This is a genomic window from Listeria booriae (assembly GCF_000766865.1).
In the GTDB taxonomy this organism is placed as follows: Bacteria; Bacillota; Bacilli; order Lactobacillales; family Listeriaceae; genus Listeria_A; species Listeria_A booriae.
This window is the reverse complement of the sequence record NZ_JNFA01000003.1, coordinates 23701-45198: the sequence shown is the minus strand read 5'-3', so window position 1 is coordinate 45198 and position 21498 is coordinate 23701. Positions and strand designations below refer to the sequence as shown.

20 protein-coding genes are annotated in these 21498 nt (G+C 40.6%); 3 read left to right on the top strand and 17 right to left on the bottom strand.

Going from position 1 to position 21498, the window contains the following annotated elements:
• Positions 1-19 precede the first annotated feature (19 nt).
• The 5 genes from EP57_RS01510 to EP57_RS01490 form a co-directional block, all read right to left on the bottom strand.
• On the bottom strand, positions 20-1375 hold the full coding sequence (locus EP57_RS01510; protein WP_036083538.1) for an APC family permease: 1356 nt from the start codon (positions 1373-1375) through the stop codon (positions 20-22).
• Between the two features lies 1 nt (position 1376).
• Entirely contained in the window at positions 1377-2282 is a 906-nt protein-coding gene (locus EP57_RS01505) for an acetamidase/formamidase family protein (RefSeq protein ID WP_036083537.1), read from the bottom strand.
• 143 nt (positions 2283-2425) lie between these two features.
• Complete coding sequence (gene ald / locus EP57_RS01500; protein WP_036083535.1) at positions 2426-3553, bottom strand: alanine dehydrogenase; 1128 nt, start codon at positions 3551-3553, stop codon at positions 2426-2428.
• Positions 3554-3574: 21 nt separating this feature from the next.
• The gene (gene kynU, locus EP57_RS01495) at positions 3575-4855 is read right to left on the bottom strand and encodes a kynureninase (RefSeq protein WP_036083534.1); all 1281 of its coding nucleotides are present in this window, start codon (positions 4853-4855) and stop codon (positions 3575-3577) included.
• A gap of 2 nt (positions 4856-4857) precedes the next feature.
• Positions 4858-6063, bottom strand: a complete 1206-nt coding sequence (locus EP57_RS01490) for an MFS transporter (protein WP_077916742.1) — start codon at positions 6061-6063, stop codon at positions 4858-4860.
• Between the two features lie 371 nt (positions 6064-6434).
• On the opposite strand from EP57_RS01490, the gene EP57_RS01485 reads away from it, so the two are divergent.
• Positions 6435-6866, top strand: a complete 432-nt coding sequence (locus EP57_RS01485) for an Lrp/AsnC family transcriptional regulator (RefSeq protein WP_036083532.1) — start codon at positions 6435-6437, stop codon at positions 6864-6866.
• A gap of 52 nt (positions 6867-6918) precedes the next feature.
• Here EP57_RS01485 and EP57_RS01480 read toward each other — a convergent pair whose 3' ends face one another.
• The 6 genes from EP57_RS01480 to EP57_RS01455 form a co-directional block, all read right to left on the bottom strand.
• Positions 6919-7176: a hypothetical protein gene (locus tag EP57_RS01480; RefSeq protein WP_036083530.1), complete on the bottom strand. Its 258-nt coding sequence runs from the start codon at positions 7174-7176 to the stop codon at positions 6919-6921.
• A 108-nt stretch (positions 7177-7284) separates the two neighbouring features.
• Positions 7285-7554, bottom strand: a complete 270-nt coding sequence (locus EP57_RS01475; protein WP_036083528.1) for a hypothetical protein — start codon at positions 7552-7554, stop codon at positions 7285-7287.
• A 19-nt stretch (positions 7555-7573) separates the two neighbouring features.
• Positions 7574-7927: a hypothetical protein gene (locus tag EP57_RS01470; RefSeq protein WP_036083527.1), complete on the bottom strand. Its 354-nt coding sequence runs from the start codon at positions 7925-7927 to the stop codon at positions 7574-7576.
• 166 nt (positions 7928-8093) lie between these two features.
• On the bottom strand, positions 8094-11492 hold the full coding sequence (locus tag EP57_RS01465) for a putative mucin/carbohydrate-binding domain-containing protein (RefSeq protein WP_036083525.1): 3399 nt from the start codon (positions 11490-11492) through the stop codon (positions 8094-8096).
• Positions 11493-11813: 321 nt separating this feature from the next.
• On the bottom strand, positions 11814-12092 hold the full coding sequence (locus tag EP57_RS16785; protein ID WP_143812846.1) for a hypothetical protein: 279 nt from the start codon (positions 12090-12092) through the stop codon (positions 11814-11816).
• Between the two features lie 192 nt (positions 12093-12284).
• Positions 12285-12701 (bottom strand): hypothetical protein, encoded by a 417-nt coding sequence (locus tag EP57_RS01455; RefSeq protein WP_036083521.1) that lies wholly within the window; start codon positions 12699-12701, stop codon positions 12285-12287.
• A gap of 303 nt (positions 12702-13004) precedes the next feature.
• On the opposite strand from EP57_RS01455, the gene EP57_RS01450 reads away from it, so the two are divergent.
• A complete protein-coding gene (locus EP57_RS01450; protein ID WP_036083519.1) occupies positions 13005-14258 on the top strand; it encodes a helix-turn-helix domain-containing protein in 1254 nt (417 codons plus the stop codon).
• Between the two features lie 32 nt (positions 14259-14290).
• A complete protein-coding gene (locus EP57_RS17305; RefSeq protein ID WP_036083517.1) occupies positions 14291-14629 on the top strand; it encodes a hypothetical protein in 339 nt (112 codons plus the stop codon).
• Positions 14630-14775: 146 nt separating this feature from the next.
• On the opposite strand, the gene rlmD is transcribed toward EP57_RS17305, so the two are convergent.
• The 6 genes from rlmD to gatC form a co-directional block, all read right to left on the bottom strand.
• The gene (gene rlmD / locus EP57_RS01440; RefSeq protein ID WP_036083515.1) at positions 14776-16143 is read right to left on the bottom strand and encodes a 23S rRNA (uracil(1939)-C(5))-methyltransferase RlmD; all 1368 of its coding nucleotides are present in this window, start codon (positions 16141-16143) and stop codon (positions 14776-14778) included.
• A gap of 69 nt (positions 16144-16212) precedes the next feature.
• Positions 16213-16974, bottom strand: coding sequence for a hypothetical protein (locus tag EP57_RS01435; RefSeq protein WP_036083513.1), 762 nt, complete (start codon positions 16972-16974; stop codon positions 16213-16215).
• A gap of 151 nt (positions 16975-17125) precedes the next feature.
• Complete coding sequence (locus EP57_RS01430; RefSeq protein ID WP_036083511.1) at positions 17126-18067, bottom strand: diacylglycerol kinase; 942 nt, start codon at positions 18065-18067, stop codon at positions 17126-17128.
• A 167-nt stretch (positions 18068-18234) separates the two neighbouring features.
• A complete protein-coding gene (gene gatB, locus EP57_RS01425) occupies positions 18235-19665 on the bottom strand; it encodes an Asp-tRNA(Asn)/Glu-tRNA(Gln) amidotransferase subunit GatB (RefSeq protein WP_036083509.1) in 1431 nt (476 codons plus the stop codon).
• 15 nt (positions 19666-19680) lie between these two features.
• Positions 19681-21132: an Asp-tRNA(Asn)/Glu-tRNA(Gln) amidotransferase subunit GatA gene (gene gatA / locus EP57_RS01420; RefSeq protein WP_036083507.1), complete on the bottom strand. Its 1452-nt coding sequence runs from the start codon at positions 21130-21132 to the stop codon at positions 19681-19683.
• 26 nt (positions 21133-21158) lie between these two features.
• The gene (gene gatC, locus EP57_RS01415) at positions 21159-21452 is read right to left on the bottom strand and encodes an Asp-tRNA(Asn)/Glu-tRNA(Gln) amidotransferase subunit GatC (RefSeq protein ID WP_036083505.1); all 294 of its coding nucleotides are present in this window, start codon (positions 21450-21452) and stop codon (positions 21159-21161) included.
• Positions 21453-21498 lie beyond the last annotated feature (46 nt).

Here is a 21498-nt window from a genome sequence, read left to right as displayed (position 1 = left end):
GCCAATGTCCGAGGTTTTTTTAATCCATATTTATCGTTGTATTGCGCTTAGTCAGGCGAAGTATAATGTAATACACGACCCCAACTGCAAGCCACGAAATACCGATAATTTTTGCCAAAATGTCTAAGTTAATCATGACATACAGAATAATCAGGAAGCCAATGATTGGCACGACAAGATGGAGCAAATAGTTTTTCGATTTCATTTTGATGATGTAATGATAGACAACGGAAACGTGAATCACTAGAAACGCTGTCAACGCGCCACAGTTTACGATGGATGAAAGAATTCCGATATCATTAACAAAAACCAAGCCAACAACAAGTGATACGATACCGACCATCAATGTGCTTAAGTATGGTGTTTGGTAACGCGGATGCACTTTTGCGAGGAACTTCGGTAAGTTCTGATCGCGCGCCATTCCGAACAAAATCCGTGAAATAGCGGCTTGAGCAGCCAGCGCATTGGCAAAACCCCACGAGAGAATCGTTGCGATAATTGTCGTGTTTTTCAAGAATGGACCGCCAGCTTCACCTGCAATTTGGTAAAAAGCCGTGTCAATATTGTCAAAATTGAGATAATCCGGATGAATCAACGCCGCAATGTACGTCTGAATGATGAACAAGAATCCAACCAACATCAGCGCCCACAAAATCGCTTTTCCGACCGTCTTATTTCCGCCTTTTGTTTCCTCCGCTAGCGTACTAATTCCATCAAAACCTAGGAAACTCAGCACGGCCACAGAAACCGCAGTCATCACGAACGGCAAGTTGAAGTCAGCAGCATTATAAATAGGTTTGATTGTCACGCCATCACCAGCACCATTCGAAATCGCAACAACACCAACCGCGATAAAAATGGCTAGGACAATTAATTCACCGACAAGAAACACGATATTCGCGCGCGCCGTAAATGCAATCCCCCGAATATTAATCCAACTGTTCACTAAAATAAAGATAACAAGCCAAATCCAAACTGGCACATCAGGCACAATCGCTTTTAACGAGTTCGCCGATACGACATAAAGTACGGCTGGTACAAAGACATAATCCAGCAAAATCATCCAACCAGCTAAAAATCCGACTGTTTTATTAATCCCTCGTTGAGCATAGGCGTAAACAGATCCCGCGATTGGGAAAGCCCGTGACATCGAGCCATAACTGAGCGCCGTAAATAACATCGCGACCATACCAATCATGTATGTAAGTACGATCATCCCTTTCGATGCGGTTACTACTTCTCCATAAATCCCGAACGGGGCAATCGGTACCATAAAAATAAGTCCGTATATGACTAAATCTTTTAACGTTAATGTTCTTTTTAATTCTTGCTTGTAGCCAAACGACTCCAAACTCCCTTTTTCTGGTTGTGCCATATTAGTTCAGCTCCTCTGCGCTCCATTTTGTAAGATAGGCAAGTGGTAATTCCATCCGTGCCGTTTTATTGGGATCAACAATTTGACATACTCGCAAATTTCCCGCCAGTGACAGTAAATGAATCGCTTCCCCTTTCGTTAATTCCGTATAGCTTTCCACGAAATGAACCATTTGCTTCGTCGCCATAATATTTGCCGTGTCGATCGTTTTTGCCGAGGCAATCGTACTTAACTTACCGTCGCGCAATAAGAACGGTGTCGGCCAATCTCTATTTTTGAAAACTTTAATAGTAACCGTTATATCACAAGGTACTTCAGCGCCACAAACGGAAACTTCGCCGTCTCCCATTGCAGCATGACAATCACCCATCGCAAGTAACGCCCCCGCCACATTTACAGGCAGAAATAAAGTCGTTCCTTCGCCAATTTCCTTACAGTCCATATTCCCACCATGCGCATCTGGCGTTCCACAAGAAACTGCCTCTCCCGCAGGCGCTGTTCCGATAACACCAATCATTTTATTCAACGGCAAGTCTATGTTTTCTGAAAATTTAACAACTCCGTTTTCAATTGGGAGACGACGAATTGTATTTTCTGTCAACTCATCACCCATCACACCAGAATCGGGGCCTGTAAATAATGTCGCCGTATCGCCAATTTCTAGTTTTTCAATCGTCACGGCTAAAATATCGCCAACTTCTGCGCCTTCCACATAAACGGGGCCTGTCGCAGGATTAATGCGGTTCCAATCTAGCTTTTCAAACGCATCGTATGCATCTGTCAACTGATCTTCAAAGCAATCGTACGCCTCAAAAACTAAGCGGTCTCCGTCTTTTGCTGTTGCAACGGGACGATTGTTTTTGTCCATCGCGTAAATCGGTGAGCCTTTTTTAATTATTTGTACCATGATGTTTCACCCTTTCTGTTTTATTGCATTTATCTTATAGCTAAATCGGGCGTTTGTCAATGCAGATTTTAGACAATTTCGAATGATGACACTAAATAAAAACTAGACATGGATTTACTTTCATCCACGCCTAGCCTGTTCATTTATACGGAAACATTTTCAAGTAGTTCTAGAATTGGTGTGTACGCCTGCCCTTGATCTCTGGCAACAGCTTCCACGGTAATTTGTTTTTGATACGTGTTTATGCCTGTTAAGATTGTCGGATTCGCGAGTGCTGCCTTTGTGATTCCTTGTTTAGCAATTTGCGCGGCATACGGAATGGTCACGTTTGTTAGCGCCATCGTGGAAGTTCGTGGCACCGCACCTGGCATGTTCGCAACCGCATAATGTACTACGCGGAACTTCGTGTAAACTGGATCATCATGCGTCGTCACCTTATCTGTCGTTGCAAAAATACCACCTTGATCCACTGCGATATCTACAAGTACCGCGCCTGGTTTCATCGATTGAACCATCGCTTCTGTCACTAGTTTTGGCGCCTTCGCACCTGGAATCAGCACCGCACCAATTACTAAATCTGCATTTTGTACAACTTCAGCAATCGTGTACGGAGAAGAAACCAACGTTTGAATCGCATTGCCAAAAATATCGTCCAATTGTGCTAATCGCTTCGCACTAATGTCTAAAATCGTTACACTGGCACCAAGTCCAATCGCAATTTTCGCCGCGTTCGCACCAGCAACACCGCCGCCAATAATCACGACTTTACCGCGTTCCACACCAGGCACACCCGATAATAAAATACCCTTCCCAGATCTCGGCTTCTCCAAAAACTGCGCGCCCACTTGTGCTGCCATCCGACCCGCAACCTCACTCATCGGTGTCAAAAGCGGCAACGAGCCGTCCGCGCCAACCATTGTCTCATACGCCACAGCCGTCACACCTTTTTCAAGCAATGCGTCGGTTAAAGCAGGTTCTGCCGCCAAATGTAAATACGTAAATAAAATCAGACCTTCACGAAAATACATAAATTCCTCGGCTAGCGGTTCCTTGACTTTCATCACCATATCCGCCTGCCAAACTTGCGCCACATCGCGCTCCATCAACGCTCCAGCCGCCACATATTCTTCATCCAGAAAACTTGAACCAAGCCCGGCCCCGGCTTCCACAACAACTTCATGACCTTGTTTTACCAAGTTAAAAACACCAGCCGGCGTAATCGCTACTCGATTTTCATTATTTTTAATTTCTTTTGGAATCCCGATTCGCATAACCCATTCCTCCTCTCCAAATTAGACAACTAGCGACCGTTCATGGCTCATTTTTTCATAAGCTTTCGTTTCGACAATTTCTGCTAAAATGTCAATTAAGTTGTAGACTTCCTCATACGAAATGTAGAGGGCAACAGGCGCCAACCGAATCACATTTGGTTCACGGAAATCCGGAATCACATGGTTTTCTTTCAATGCCTTACAAATACGATAAGCCTCTTCATGTTCCAAGCAGACATGGCCGCCGCGCTTACTATCTTCCCGCGGGTTCCCAATCGAATAACCGTACTGGCTCAACTTCTCCTCAATTAAATACATCAAATACGCCGTAATATCCAATGATTTCGCGCGAATCTGCTCCATCCCCGCCTCTTCATATATATTCAAAATACCTTCCATCGGTGCCATCGAAAACAGCGGCTGCGTTCCCGTTTGCCAGCCATGCGCTGTCGGATCTTTATCAAACTCATGTCGCAACTGAAACTGCGTCTCATTCTTATTCCCGAACCAACCCGTAAGCCCCGGCTCCTTATCAAAATGACGCGAATTCATATAGAAACCAGCAATCGCACCAGGCCCCGCCGACAAATACTTATAACTACACCAAACCGCAAAATCCGGATCAATCGCAGCGAAATCATGCGGAACAGAACCAATCGAGTGACACAAATCCCAGCCAATAATAATGCCCCGCTTATGCGCCTCCGCCGTCACACGTTCCATATCAAGCAACTGCGCACTGCGATACAAAACAGCTGGCAAGAAACAAATCAAAACATCATCCGTCATTGCCTCAATAATCGCATCCTCATCAATCAAACGCCCATCAGCACTTTTCACAACTTTCACCGCATCTTTTGGGTCATAGCCTTTTAGCTTCACTTGCGAATCAATCGCATACCGATCCGTCGGGAAATTCAAATCATCCACCAAAATTTTATAGCGCTCCTTCGTTGGATGATAAAACGTACTAATCCCTTTATGAATGTTCACCGTCGTGTTCGTCATAATAGTAACCTCGTCCGCCTTTGCCCCAATCAATTTCGCCACACGGTCCCCAAGAAAATTTTGATATAAAAAGTACTTGCTGTTTTCTACTTCCCAAATATTAATCCCGTGTTTTTCCCATAGATCAATGACATGATATAGCGATTCTTTCGCGTCTTTAGAAGCCATCCCAAGCGAATTTCCGTCCATATAAAGCTCGCCAGGTTGAATACAAAAACGTTTCCGCATCCCAAAAAGCACGTCCTCCTCGTCTTTTTTTCTAGCAAATGCAATACCATCTTCAAAATGTCTCATTCTTATTCTTCCCCCTTCATTACTTGCTGGCCTACTCGCGCTGGCTGCTTCATCAGCAACAATACAAAAATCGATACTGTCCCAACGCCCGCAACGATGGAAAGCATATTCATCCCCATTTGCCAACCCGATTTTTCAATAATTTTTAAAACGAACGGCGCTCCTACAACAATTCCGATATAGTAAATCATGTTAATAAAAGAAACGCTATAACCAATTAATTCCTTACGTTTCACAAACCGCGAAGCCATAATCATAATGATGCACGAAACAAGCCCGACACTTCCAGATAAAACGAAGAGTTGCACCACATACAAAGCACTGCTTAAATACGTCGCGGCAACACATGAAAACGTCAACATAATATAGGCGACAAACGTTAACAACTCTGGCTTCCCAGTTCGATCCACCAAATATCCCGCAACAACCCCAAACGGAATCCCAAAAAGCCCAAACAAACTCGCATAAAAATTCGCGCTCTCTGTAGATAATCCATAAAAATCAGTAAACAACTGCGGATAAATCGTGATGAAAGTAAACAAGACAAATGCCATACAGCCTTGCGCCAATGCGAGTAACCATGTCCGTCCATTTCGCAGTGCCTCCAAAAGCGATACATTTTTCGCCTTGCGCTCTGAAACACTTTCCTTCGGCGGTCCATCCAGCAATACTTGAAACAACACAGCCGCAACAAGTGCAATTACCGCCAAAATCCACCAAACACTTCTTAGCCCTAATTGCTCGACAATCGGCAACGTCACATTCATGCCAATCAACGACCCCACCGCCGAAAAAATACCAAACGTCCCAATCGGCGTCCCCGCTTTTTCTTCCGGAAACCAGTAATTAATCAGCACAATCCCGACCATAATAATCATCGAAAACGCAATACCTTCCACAGCCCGACTAATTAACAGCCCAGTAAAATTAGACGTCAGCGCTCCCATCACATTTCCAAGCGCCAAGCAACACATCAGCAACACCGCCAACTGCTTAGCACCAAACTTAGTCAACAAAGTCGCCCCAGGAATCGCTAGAAAAATCCCCGAAATCGTGAAAATCGACATCAACCAAGATATGTCCGAAATCGGCATCCCCGTCTCCGCCGCTAGTTGCTTCATAACCGGCACGACTTTCAGCTGACTCAGTGAAACCGCAACAGCCCCAACATACAAAACAGCAAACTTGCTCCACCTGTTTTTTAGCATAAGTGTCCCCTTTTCTCATCTTCAAAATCACAACGTAAGCGTTATCATTATTTTATTCACACCGGCCAGTGTATTTCGCGTCATCTTAAGACACCTCTATTATAGACTCCCGTTCCAAAAACTGTACATACAAATATGAAGCGTTTTCATGAATATGTATAACAAATCGAAAGAATATCCCCCTATATTTCACAAATTGTAGGTCGTATTTTCAAAAACCGCCCAAAAACATTGATACCACAGTATTTATTTAAATTCAAACCCCATCAAGTATGTGAAATAATTTCATAATCCCTAAAAAAAGAATAGAAAAAGTCAAGATATTCCTATATAATAAAAGAACCACATCTCATAAAAAGGAGGAACTACCAATGGATCAAATCGATCGCCAATTACTCAAGCTACTTCACGAAAACGCTCGCATATCTATTGTCGAACTCTCACAAAAAGTATGTCTCAGCCGTCCAAGCGTGAAAGAACGCATCGATAAGCTCGCCGAACAAGGTATCATTAAGAATTTCACAATTTTGCCATCCTATCAAAAAATGGGCCACCAAATCTCCTTTTTCAGTGAAATTAGTAATATCAAATGGCCTGCCCCACAAATCGAAGCCGAACTACAAAAATACCCCAACATCACCGACATTCACATTGTCCTCGGCAAATCCAACTACCTTGTCAAAGCATCCGTCAAAGATACGAACGAAATGAAACTCCTAATTGCCGAATGGATGACTTTTTCTGATGTCACAAGCACGATGATCCTAGAAACGACGCTTGAAAATCGATTTATTGAAGAGTAAAAAACGCTCTACATAAAGATGCACAGCGTCGTATTTTTTGCGTCCTATACAGCTAATCCAAAATTATTTCCGCCTGCTTCTTCCAGTCAAAAACAATCGCGTATGGATTACTTCGATTGAACTTCCTCATCGCCCGATTTAGCATTATCTCAGGATGATTGAGACACGTCATATATTTCGTATTTTGTTCAAAATTTTGCCCTGCCGCGTCCGTCGCAACAATCGTAATATGCGTATACATACCAGAGTTCGTCGATAGCAACCGCAACTGAAATCCGTTCACTTTTTCCTTAAATTGAAGCTCCCTCATCCCAACGCCCCCTTGCCATTTCCTATATGTACATATATCCATTTCCTGATATTCCAAAACATTAAAAAACACCACACAAAAGCATGTAGTGTCCTAATTACCACTTTTTTAAAATCTCTTTCTGGCGTTGCTCCGTTCCTTTTGACTCATCGTAGAAGCAATACAGATAGAAGTAATTACCACGATACTCATTTCGAACACAACTAAAAGCAAAGTTGCCCACACGTTCATACCCAGCAAGAAAATCGCCCACAGAATACGCAAAACTAATACAAATGTTGTAATCCAGCCTCTTCCTTTATCTTTCGGTATGAAATCGAGCAGATGAGCCACAAGGGCAACAATGATAAACCAGAATAACTGACTAACTGTAATCATACATCCATTCCCTCACCTATTATTCGTTCAATTGCTTCTCTAGACGCACTTTAAACGCCTCAACCATATCAAAAGCCATCACAAAGTCAAAATCACTCATATTATAATGGCAAACAAAATCCCCGTCTCGCTCCCGAATCATGAGTGAAGCACGAACCGTATCGCCAATCGCATCCTTATTCGTCGCACCACCATAGAAAACCCAATGCGTTGCAGTCGGCGGATTATCCGCTTTTTGTGCCAAGTCCGCTTTTACAATCGAAACAATGTCCTCTTGTAACGCATCATCAAGATTTCCCTCCACATAACCATACCAAACCGTGCGGTAAAACCTTGCCTCAGATTCATGTGTTTCATCGAATAATTTTTTCATTGGTTGATTCCTCCTTGATTTTTGTTATCCGTTTTCATTATAGCACACAGACGGCTAGAGTAAGCATTTTGGAAGAATAAAGGGTGAGTTATATTACCAAATTTAATGGCCTTACTCCAAATAACTATCGAAGTAAGGCCATCCATTGAAATTACTCTATGCCATATTATTTACTTGCGATTAAATGCAGCCCTGTCGAAGTCACTTTATATGTGACCGTTTGTTTAACTAATAGTTTTGATCCTGTTGTCACATCTTGAATAGCCAAACGCTCTGCTGCTTCTCGGTGCATAATTGTTATCAAAGAACCTGATTCTATTGGTAATGTCTTATTTAGCTCCGTGTTCGCAACATTACCGAGAAAGTCTTTCGTAAAGATAACATTTCCTGTTGCATCCTCAATCTTAATAGTCGCATAGGAATCTTGGAAATACACATGTGGTTGTCCACTACGAACCCAAAGTTTCGCTTGTTTATTTGCTAGATCCAAACCAATGCTTGCAAATTTATTATTACCTAAACCGTACAATGAGAAATCGTACTGTTGGCCGTAATATTTTATTTGATTTTCTGTTGGTTTTGGAATATCCTCTTTTTTAACGATTTGTAAGCCTGTAGCTGTGATTTTAAAATGATTTTCCGTTTGCGATGGGATAATTTCATTTGATTCTGTATTTTTCATCTGTAAGCGGCTATCAGCCTCTCTGTGCATCACAGAAATATAATAACCTGGTTTCACATCAAATGTCTTATTTACATCTGCAGGATTACTGATGTTACCAATATAGTCTTGTGAGTAAATAACATTTCCAAACTCATCTTTTAATTGAATTGTTGCATAGGCATTTGTAAAGTATAACTGTGGTTGCCCATTACGTACCCAAAGTTTCGCTTTATTGTTTGCTAAATCTAGGTCGATACTTGCAAATTTGTTATTAGAAAGACCTAATAGCGAAAATTGAAAATCATCTCCAATAAAGTCTGTTGTTCCAGCTTTTTTATCTAATAAAGGTTGTAAAATTTCTTGATATTGTTCCAATAAATCTTGTTTTTGTGCTTCTGGAAATAAATTGATTGTTTCTAAAATTTGACCACGCGTTTCGTAGTAGCCATCGTTAGAATCGATTGTTTTTGCTAATTTTGCAATTCTATCAACCGTAGATGATTTATCTACTAGATCGCTCCTAACTAGTCCCATTTCTGTAACTGTGTACAATACTGTTTTATTAGAAGTAGGAATATTTACTCCATTTTCTCTCAACAATTGCGGTTCATCGTGTACTATTTTTATTTGATAGCCTGGTTTCACTGTAACTGGATTGCTTCCAGGTGTCACATTCGTACCTTCGATTTCTTTCTTAAAAATGGATTCTTGTTTTTCATTCAAAATTTCTACGGTATAATACACTTTATTCGCATAGCGCCAGTGTGGTGTTTCTGCAATAATATCTACGATGACTTTGTTATTTTTAAGGTCTGTTACTAACTTCCCAGCTTGTACATAATCACAACCAAAAATATCAATTGTTCTATCTAATCCTATTGTATCGTTCTTTACTAAACCAGTTGTTGTGACTGTGTAAACCAATGTTTTATTAGTGGTTGAAATAGTCACTCCATTTTCTCGTAATAGTTGTGGCTCATCGTGTACAATTTTTATTTGATAGCCTGGTTTTACTGCTACTGGGTAACTTCCAGGTGTCACATTAGTACCTTGAATTTCTTTTTTGAACACGGATTCTTTCTTTTCATTGAAAATTTCAATAGTATAATACACTTTGTTTTCATAACGTGGATGTGGTGTTTCCGCAATGATATCCACGATGACTTTGTTATTTTTAAGGTCTGTTACTAACTTCCCAGCTTGTACATAATCACAACCAAGAATATCAATTGTTCTATCGATCAACTTGTAACCTGTTATTTTTGTAAAAGTAACTTTTAAATTATTTTCAGCATCTTTTACAAATACATAATGTTCACTCATATTATAATTCGATGTGTTACCAACAATATCTTCAATTGTATAAACACCATTTGGAAGGTTATCTAGCTTCATCGTTGGATTGGTAATAATCACATCTTTTACGATTTTCTTTCCGTCTGATAATTTCAAATGTTTCCCTTTAATGTCTTTAAAATCAGCAATATCGAAATTGACTGTTACATTTCCTTTTAAACCTAGCGATGCAATTTGGTCGTTATCAACAATGGCAACATCTGTCTTAAGTTTTAATTGCTGCTTGACGCTTTCTCGTTTGCTATCAGGAATCACATCTACAATCGATGCAACTGGTCTGTAATCTTTACTACGATTTTGTTCTTTTTGAGCGTTGGATACAGGTGCTTTGATAGAGTCAGTAAATGGTGTGAAGTCAAAATTGGTCTTCTCACCATAAAACTTATTCAGCACTTGAAAGATAGGATAATCCGCTGCGTTAAAGTCTGCTTGGCTTGTTAATTTACGATACTGCTGATTGAAATAAGCAAACGCCTCATCTCCTGCCTTTTCTTTCATCGCCATCAATGTTTGCTCTTTTGAAGATCCACTCCATTTAGAAATTGGCAAGTTGGCCACCTTCCATGATTGGATCATTTCGTTTGTTCTTGATTTAAGTGATGTGCCGTAAATTGTTCCTTTCTGAAAAACGTCATCTCCCATGTATTGTTCTTCAAAGGAAGCAGCATAAATATTATTCCATACCTCACCTAAGGAAACTTCCCCACTCATAAATGGCCCTTGGTAAGCGTGTCCAATTTCATGAAGCGGTCCCCAGCCTTTGTACAACCAACCAGCTAAACTATCGTTGTTTTCAGCGGTTTCTTCACCGCCATAATACATGTAGCCTCCACCACTTTTGTTCGCTCGGATGAAAAATTTAGTTGCAATATCCCGATTGTAGTCTTCTTTTGCGTCCAAGGACAAACCGTCTAGTTTGCAATAGAGTGTAATTACTTGGTTATAGTATGAAATGACATCATCAATGTTCTTGAAGTCTTTTAATTTGCGTAGCAGTTCCTTGTCTTTCTTTGGAACAATCATTTGAAACTTATCGCTTAAAACTAGCCCATATTCTGCATCTTGGCTATCCCATAGCTGGAAAAATGCAGTTTCGTTATTGTTCGCTTGATAGATGGGTAGCTTTTTCATTTTATTTGTTACACGATACTCTAAAACTGGTTTTTCTTTACTACCATCTGTACGAAAACTTGTATAAATAAATGGTACTGCTGTGTAATTATTCTTTATTTTCCCCCAAGAAGAAGTGATCTGGAATGTACTATCTTCCTTTGAATCAGCAGTGATGAAACGGCCAGATACGGTATCCTTGTAATTCGGGTTTACTTGTCTAATTTCTAATTCTTCACCTGCCGGCATGATAATTCCTAAGTCTTGGCGATCATGATAAATCCCTCGACTCAAACCAGCCTTGTCTAATGCTACTGGTCTTACTAATGTATAAAGTTCTTTAGTCACAACTTCTTCTGCTTGAACGTCTGTTTTATAGCTGTATACACCAACTAATATTAACATTATGACACACATTCCGATTATTTTACGCATAATATACCCCTTTTTTCTAATTATTGAGTTATTCTAAATAATTTTATTTCAGCAGATTTAAAGTAACATTTTTCGCCCTCCCTTCCTCCTTACCACCGTTATTCTAGCACATATACAAAGTTAAAAAACTATAGCCACCACATATAATTGTGAGGTTTATTACTTTATTTATGGCTAATTTGTGAAAGTTTTTACTATCGAAGGTTAACTTAGATTTATTGACTTGTATATGTATGTTTTTTATGCAATGATAAAGCCTCCCATTGTTTTTAATTTACAATAGGAGGCTTTATTCGACTCAGATTTTGTCCAACAGAAACTTTATTGAATCTGAATAGTATTAGGATCGGCAGCCGAAACAAGTACTTGAATCATTGCGCCATTTTGCAATTTGCTGATTTGTGTTTGGTTAAGTTCTTGCTTATGCGTTATGTCATATCCCATTCGGTCAGGTGGCAGAATCGTGAGTTCCACTGCTACGCGTTGATTATTGCTATTTTTATTGAGCAGTTTCCACTTATTAACGCGTGCTTCTACAAGCCGTCCACTCGTTATTGGTGCCGTTTTCCTCCCCGTAAAGGAAAAAAAGTTTAACACCATCGGAAGAAGGAACGCACCCGCTATAATACAGGCAGCCCCACCATAAGTGAATATTTTAAAAAGTGGCGATCTAAAGTACAGAAACGGCTCTGCGTTGATTAAAAAAGTATATATCATATTACCAAAAAGCATGATACACCCAACAGTAGTGAGCAATTTAGTAAGTGGATGGTTAAAAGAATTACTCATGATTTAGCCACATATTCCTAAGTAAACAAATTGACTTGAATCAGCAGGGTTTGCACCTAAACGAATGACGTCACCAACACGCGGAATTTGCAATTTGGATACAAGTGTTTGCATGCGGTATGCATACGGCTCACGATCTGGTTCCATCACATTTAATTGAAGAATCACCATAGGATCGTAGTTGACTAGCTGTCCCGTATCTTGAATGGCAGTGACTGTTGCTGTCGCCACTTCTGGAATAGCTCCTTCGCTTGCTAGTGTTGCATTTTTTGCGTTTTGAATACTAGAATTAATTTGGTCCATCTGCTCTTTCCCGACAAAAGCTTTCGTTAATAGGCCCGTTAATCCTTTGTTTACTGCTTTTTCTGCCTGGTCTAATTGATCAAGTTTCGTCTCATTTTTTTTACCAAATAGTTTCATCGTTCATTCTCCTTCATCGTTGTTTTCCAGCTGGTACCTTTAGGATAGCACGGCAAAAAAGGAGGGTCAATGCTTTGGAGCAAGTACAAAACTGTGAAGAAAAAGGGCTTATTAACACCTCAATTTCCAGTTTTATTTTGTCGAAAAGAACGTTTTATAATGATTACGCCAAAATTACCATCAGAAATAACGACTGAGTGGGTATAAAAACTGGTTGATATTGTACAAATTTCCGAAAATAAGGTAGAATATGATGTAATTAATGAGCAAAAATACGGGAAAAACAGATATGGAGGCATACAAATGTTAAAAGAGCGAATTAATTATTTATCTGAGATTCACGGGATTAGCCGCAAAGATTTAGTAAATGGGCTAATAACACCGACGCATCTATCGAATATTTTAGCTGGGCGTTATCCATTGCCAGAAGATTTAGCAAGCCATTTAGCAGAGCGGTTATTCGTGGATGAAACGTACTTGTTGGCAGCAGAAGACTGTAGTGCAGAAACGGTGAACTATGCAGAAACGATAATCGAACAATTTTTATTAAACGCGTGTGATTCAACCAATATTGACCAGCTTCCCACTGAGCACCCAGCCTTATTGATTGAACTTGTTAGTCGGTTGATTCGAGCAAGTGTAGGATTAACTAGAAATGATGTAAGTCTACAGATGAGTAATGAACAATACTTGGCGATTTATTTACCGCAATTTTTGGATGAAGAGATACCTGAAGTCTTGAAAAAAGCGATATATATTTATAAAATGAGCCAATACCGTAATCAGCATAACCAGCGAGAAGCACTAGAAATGTGTCGGCAACTAAAAAAGTTCAATTATACACATTCAGATATTTGGATTAATCTTCTCGAGTTTGAGGTGGAAGCGCTAATTTATGGTGGGGATGCCGAAACATCGCAAGAATTATTGAAGCAAGCGATTGGCCGCTGCTATTATGAAGGGATTTATTATCATTTAACGCAGTTGTATATGATGTATAGCGTTTCTTTTGCGAACCAAAATTTCTGGCAGAAAGCGCTTTATTATTTAGAAAAGGCAAAGGAATACCTTGAGTTTACTGGAGAAATTGCCATTATGTATAGTCACAGTATCGCTTCGAATCGAATTCAAATTCTAATGCGTCAAAACGAGTTCGAACAGGCTGAGCGCGCGATTGATGATTTAGAGAAATTGCTATCAGGAACAGATAATGCAGCTTATTTTCAAGCACAAATTATGTTAAATCGTTGCGAACTTGCTTTTCGGCAGTCAGCATTTGATACATTGCAGGAACATGTAGACACGCTAAATCAAATAGAGTTATCAATTGAGCATCAGATGGTCCTCTCTTTTTACAAGAGTCAGCTTGCGTTTGAACGAAAAGAGGAAGCTTCATTTTTAAAATATGCTGATAATTGCCGACTTTATTTTGAGCAATTTTATAATCGTGAACGGTTGCTCTTGCTTTATGAGCAGCTTGCCGCGGTTGCCAAAGAGAATCGGCAGTATAAGCAGAGTTCGGAATACTTTGAGTATGTTTTGCAATTAATAAAATAAGAGGCAATTGTATCGAAAATGGAGGTTTCTGTATGCTTTATTATTATCTATGTGCGGTGTTTACCCTAATCAGCGCTACTGTGAGCTTTGGGTTTTCTATGGAAGCATACATAAAAGCTAAACAAGCAAAAAATTCAGCCTTGATAAATGCCAAATACGCGGTTTCAAGGAGCTTTTCATTGTTTCTAATTGCTATTGGCCTGCTCTTATTTAAGTCCGATTCATACTTGATAGTTCTCTCATCGATAATGATTTGTGTGCAGTTATTTGATGGAATTATTGGTATCAAGTTGAGTATATTCAAGACCGTCGGACCTCTAGTCACTGCTCTTGGGAATACAATCTTGTTGATTTTGTTTTTGTTAAACTAGCTCGTGATATAATAGGAAAACGTCCCTTTGGCTAAGAATGAAGGGACGTTTTCCTATGTATTCGTCTATATACTCTCTCTCATGAGCTTTGGCATGAAACATCGAGATTAGCAACAAATTAAAAAAGTGTTTAAAACCAACGATTTCTAGCAGTTTTTTCTTTCCAGCACCGTTACACACTCGACATGTGTCGTCTGCGGGAACATGTCTACTGGCTGCACCATTTTCGCCTCATATCCACCTTCTGTCAACACCAGCATATCACGCGCTAACGTCGCCGGATTACACGACACATATACCACACGTTTCGGTTTCATTTTCAAAATCGTTTGTAATAATGCATCATCGCAGCCTTTTCTTGGTGGATCGACAACGAGCACATCTGCCTTAATGCCCTGTTTAAACCAATCTGGAATCACTTCTTCTGCTTTTCCAACTGCAAAAGTAACATTGTCCATCTTGTTTAACTTCGCATTCGCACGGGCGTCTTCAATGGCTTGTGGCACAATTTCTACACCATACACATGTTTTGCCTCTTTTGCCAAGCACAGCGAAATCGATCCAATACCACAATACGCATCAATCACCGTCTCTTCGCCAGTTAAACCGGCTAACTTCAATGCTTCCGCATATAAAATTTCCGTTTGTTCTGGATTAACTTGGTAAAACGAGCGCGCCGAAATAGCAAAGGAAATGCCATGAATCGTATCCATAATGTATTCACGCCCCGCCAAAACCACTGTTTGTTCACCAAAAATGACATTTGTATTGGCAGTATTCACATTTTGCACCAGTGATGTTAACTCAGGAATCGACTGTTGCAATTCCGCCAAAATCTCTGCTTTGTTCGGGAAATTAAGTTTTGTCGTTACAATAACGAGCATCAATTCACCCGTCGTCGTCGCAAAACGCGTCATTAGATGGCGAAGCACGCCTTTTCTTGTCGTCTCGTCATAGGGTTCGACATGATATTTTGCAAAAATCGCACGCGCCGTCTGAATGACTTCATTGTTTTCTTCTTGTTGAATCAGGCATGTATTCATATCAATAATTTGGTGAGAACGCTGCTGATAAAACCCCGCCACTAATCGACCGTTCACAAAGCCAACGGGAACTTGTGCTTTATTACGGTAATTCCACGGATTTTCCATACCCAATGTCGGCAAAACTTCTACATCCTGTTTTCCAATACGTTTCATTACTTGCGCTACTTGCTTTTGCTTCATGCGTAATTGTCCATCGTAACTCAAGTGCTGCAATTGACAACCGCCACACTGCGAATACACCAAACATGGTGGGGTTACACGATCCGCACTTTCTTTTGTTAATTCGATAATTTTTCCGAAACCGTAATTCTTATTCGTTTTTAAAACTTTAATTTGGGCGATTTCATCGGGTAATCCATGTGGTACAAAAATCGGATACCCATCTATTTTAGCCACGGCATTACCGTCATGCGTTAAATCTTCAAATACAACGTCTAAGCAATCATTCTTCTTTACTGGAGCTCCCATCGTTTAAGCCCTCCCTTTCTCTCGACTCTTTATTATAACAAAAAAAAGGATGAGCGCATACCCATCCTTCTATTTCTTAATTACATATTCTAATCCAACTGGTTGGACGATTTCTTCATCGCTATCAGATTTGAAAAAGGCAAGTGATGTCTTCTCTGTGCTGAATTGATAGTGCAGTTCGCGAGGATACGCCGTTACAACTTCTCCTGAGGTCAGATTGAAGGAGTCCTCTAAAAATTGACTGGATACTTCTGGATCAATATCTAACATTGGCGCTACCTTCTCCGCTAAACCACTGGAATACACTGTCTCAAGCTTCTCGTTCACTTTCAACGTCTGCTCCTTCGCACGCGTTTGTAGCTTCATAGCCGGTCCTGCCGACTTATCAAGCGTCCCTTTCGTAATCGAATAGCTTGTCAAGAAACCATCGATATTGTCATGCGTGTATTGGAAAGCGGCTGGGTTCATCACCGTGGATACTTTGTTCGCAAATACGCGTACTCGGAAACGGTTCATATCTTTATATTTCACATTAACTGTAGCCATTTTCGCTAGAACAGCTTTGTTTGTAGTATCTAAAATTAAATCACCGTTTGACGCGATGGTCGTTACGGTATTATTTCCTTTAATCGGGATGACCAAATTCGGTTCCATTGTTAGGCTTGTATTGGTCTTTATCCATGTTTTATTGCTCTCTAATAGCTTTGCCTGGTCGACCTCTGGCATAACTTCCTCTGCGTTTACATTCCAAAATATAAGAAAACCTGCACCACCAACAACGATGCACGCTACTAAGGCAACGATAAAACGGCTTACACGACTGTTCTTCAAGTCGCAAACACCTACTTTCTTGTAAATAACTACTGCTCACTTATTATAACCTATATCACGTATTAATACAAGTTGTTTACAAAAATTACAGTATCGCCGTTATTTATTACAAAAAAACGATAATTCCTATTCGAATTATCGTTTTAACCACTTAATCTATCATTTCTACTTGTTTATTATTCAAATCCGCTGCTGGAATATCCGCAACATTGGCGAAAAAGGAAATATGCTGTTTTAAATTCTGGAAGGTCATTGGAGTTTCGCCTCCCAATTCGCCGTCTAGATTTATCAACATTTGGTCGTCTGAGAGTACTGTTACTTTTTCTGATTTCACATAAATGACGTTTGGTTCTTTGATATGATCGCCACGCAAGGCTAGTGTTACTAACCGAATGAATTCTGCTAGGTTAACTTTCTTGACGAGGATTAGTGAGAATTTACCGTCGTCTAGTTTGGCGTCTGGAGCGATTTTTTCGAATCCACCGATGGAGTTGGTCAAACCTAGAAGGAAGAACATTGCTTCGCCTTCAAAAACGCCATCATCGTATTCCACTCTTACTCGTGTTGCTTTCAGAGATGGTAGCATTTCGATGCCTTTTAGATAATAGGCTAATTGGCCAAGCATTGTTTTTAAACGGCTAGGAACGTCGTAAGTTAGTTCTGTGATGCGTCCGCCACCGCCGATATTGATGAAATACGTGTCATTAGCTTTTCCGATGTCCATGGCGACACTTTCACCTTTTGCGATGATTTCGGTTGCTTTGATGACATCGCGGGGAATTTTGAGTGCTCTGGCGAAATCGTTTGTGGTTCCCGTTGGAATGATGCCTACTTTTGGACGGTATTCTTGCTCGGCAATACCATTGATGACTTCGTTGATTGTCCCGTCGCCACCTGCAGCTACTACTAGGTCATAGCGGTCTTCTACTGCTTTTCGGGCTTCATTTTTTGCGTCGTTTTCTTCTGGTGTTGTTGCATGGGAGCTCGTTACATATCCCGCGTTTTCTAATATCGTCAGTACATCAGCCAGATTTTTCTTAATAATTTCTCTTCCTGATGTCGGGTTATAAATGACTCGTGCTCTTTTCTGCATAGTATATTCTCCGTCCTCTCTAAAAAACACTTGGAGTATATAGGTGCTTTCACACCGAACATCTTTCATTATACCAAATTCTACTGCAAAAACCCATTCTAAGCTATTGTTATCGTTATTAAAAAGTTATTAGAAACCCATCTAGGCGCTTCTAATAACTTCATTGTTTAGCGTTTGTTCATTTCGTCAACTAGGATTTCGTTAACCATTGTTGGGTTTGCTTGACCTTTCGTCGCTTTCATAACTTGGCCTACTAGGAAACCTACAGCGCGGTCTTTTCCGTTTTTGAAGTCGGTTACGGATTGCTCGTTTTGATCGAGAATACCGGAAATAATCGTTCTTAGTTCGCCTTCATCGGAAATTTGCACAAGTCCTTTTGCTTTGACAACTTCTTCTGCGTCGCCACCGTTTGTTATTAACTCACGGAAAACTTTCTTGGCGATTTTAGATGAAATGGTGCCTTTCTCGATAAGCGCAATCATGCCTGCTAAGTTGTCTGGTGTTAGTTTCGTATCGGCAAGTTCTTGTTGCTCGGCGTTTAGGTAGGCGGACACTTCGCCCATTAACCAGTTCGATGCTTGTTTGGCATCTGCGCCAGCTTGAATCGTTGCTTCGAAGAAATCGGACATTTCTTTTGTTAAGGTTAAAACCATCGCGTCGTATGCAGGCAAGCCTAGTTCTGCTACATAGCGCGCTTGACGTTTGTCTGGAAGTTCAGGAATTTCAGCGCGAATGCGTTCTTTCCACTCGTCGTCAATGTATAAATCTACTAAATCTGGTTCTGGGAAATAACGATAATCATCGGAACCTTCTTTAATGCGCATCAACGTTGTCTTACCTGTTGCTTCTTCAAAACGGCGTGTTTCTTGCTCGATAATGCCGCCAGCCATTAGCACTTCTGCTTGGCGTTTAATTTCGTATTCGATTCCTTTGCGGACGTTATTGAATGAATTCAAGTTCTTGAGCTCGGTTTTTACACCAAATGCTTCTTGTCCTACTGGACGGATGGAAATGTTGGCGTCACAGCGCATCGATCCTTCTTCCATTTTGACGTCGGAAACGCCTGTATATTGGATGATGGATTTGATTTTCTCAAGGTATGCGTAAGCTTCGTCAGCTGTGCGAATATCTGGTTCTGATACAATTTCTACAAGTGGCGTACCTTGACGATTAATGTCGACTAAAGAATAGCCGTGCGATGTATGTGTATTTTTACCAGCATCTTCTTCTAAATGAAGACGTGTGACACCGATACGTTTTTTCTCGCCATTTACTTCAATGTCAATCCAGCCGTGTTCGCCGATTGGTTTGTCGAATTGCGAGATTTGGTATGCTTTCGGATTATCTGGATAGAAATAGTTTTTGCGGTCGAATTTCGTATGTTCCGCGATTTCACAATTGATGGCCATCGCTGCTTTCATGCCGTATTCTACTGCTTTTTTATTCAAAACTGGCAATACGCCTGGCATACCGAGGTCTACCACGTTTGTATTTGTATTCGGTTCAGCGCCAAAGTGAGCAGGTGCTGGCGAAAAGATTTTAGATTCGGTTTTTAATTCTACGTGGACTTCAAGCCCAATTACTGTTTCAAAATTCATATGTCGCACCCTCCCTTATAAACTTGGTTTTTCTTTATGGAATTCTGTTGCTTGTTCAAATGCATGCGCCACGCGGTAAATCGTTTTCTCGTCGAAGTAGTTACCGATGACTTGCAAGCCGACTGGCATACCTTCTGAAAGTCCACAAGGAACCGAAATCGCTGGAAGTCCTGCCAAGTTAATTGGAATCGTCAATAAGTCGTTAAGGTACATCGTAATCGGATCGTGAATCAAACCGCCAATATCAAAAGCGACTGTTGGCGCACTTGGTCCGATAATAACATCGTAATTCGCAAACACATTCGCGAAATCTTGTTTAATCAAAGTACGTGCTTGTTGGCCTTTCTTGTAATACGCATCATAATAACCAGAGCTTAATGCAAAAGTACCAAGCATAATGCGGCGTTTTACTTCATCGCCAAATCCTTCCGCACGTGTTTTCTTGTAAAGTTCTTCTAGTGTGTGCGCGTTTGGAGAACGGTAGCCGTAGCGTACGCCATCAAAACGAGCCAAGTTCGAAGATGCTTCACTAGATGCCAAAATATAATAACTTGCAACGCCGTATTCGGAGTGAGGTAAAGATACTTCATCCCAAGTTGCGCCTAAGTCTTCTAATGTTTTCAACGCTTTAAGAACGGCTTCTTTCACGCCTGGTTCCACGCCTTCGCCAATATATTCTTTTGGAACACCGATACGCAAGCCTTTAATATCGCCCGTTAAATGCGCGGCAAAGTTCTCTACTGGTTGATCGATAGACGTTGAGTCATGCGGATCTACACCAGAAATTGCTTCTAGTAAGTAGGCGTTATCTTCGACTGTACGCGTAATCGGACCAATTTGGTCAAGTGATGACGCGAAGGCAATTAAACCATAACGAGAAACGCGGCCATATGTAGGTTTCATCCCAACAACACCACAAAAAGCGGCAGGTTGACGAATCGAACCACCTGTATCTGATCCTAGCGAGAATAAAACTTCACCAGCAGCAACACTCGCAGCACTACCACCTGAAGATCCACCAGGTACTTTGTTCAGATTCCAAGGGTTAGTCGTTGTATGGAAATACGAATTTTCTGTTGAAGAACCCATTGCAAATTCGTCTAAGTTTACTTTTCCGACGTTAATAACTTGCGCTGCTTTTAATTTCTGCATCACTGTCGCGTCGTAAATTGGGTCGAAGTTCTCTAAAATTTTACTTGCTGCTGTTGTCCGTAAATTCTTGGTCACAATGTTATCTTTAATGCCAATCGGTAGACCAGCTAACATGTTATTTGGGTCAATTCCAGCGTCGCCTAGCTCTTCTGCAATGTCTAGTGCTTTATCACGGTTTAATGTGATGAATGATTTCACTTTATCTTCTACAGCATCAATACGGTCAAATGATTCTTTGACAAGGTCGTACGGTGCAATTTCTTTTTTTACAAGCTTTTCATGTAATTCTTTTACTGAATGCTCAAATAATGCCAAATTAATTCCCTCCTAGTTTTCTAACATTAGTCTTCCATAATCGTTGGTACTTTGAACATGCCGTCTTGTTTGTCTGGCGCGTTTTTTAGTACTTCTTCTCTTGGTAAACCTGGAATCGACACGTCTTCGCGAAGCACATTAGATACTTCAATCGCGTGTGATGTTGGTTCCACATTAGCTGTGTCTAATTCGTCCAACTTTTCTACCATGTGAATGATATTTCCTAATTGTTCAGCAAATTTCTCTGCTTCTTGGTCACTTACTTCTAAACGCGCCAAGTTAGCCACTTTCTCTACTGTTTCTTTTGAAATAGTTGTCAAAATGTTTCCTCCTTATTGGTAGAAGAAAAGTACCGAATCGTGTCTT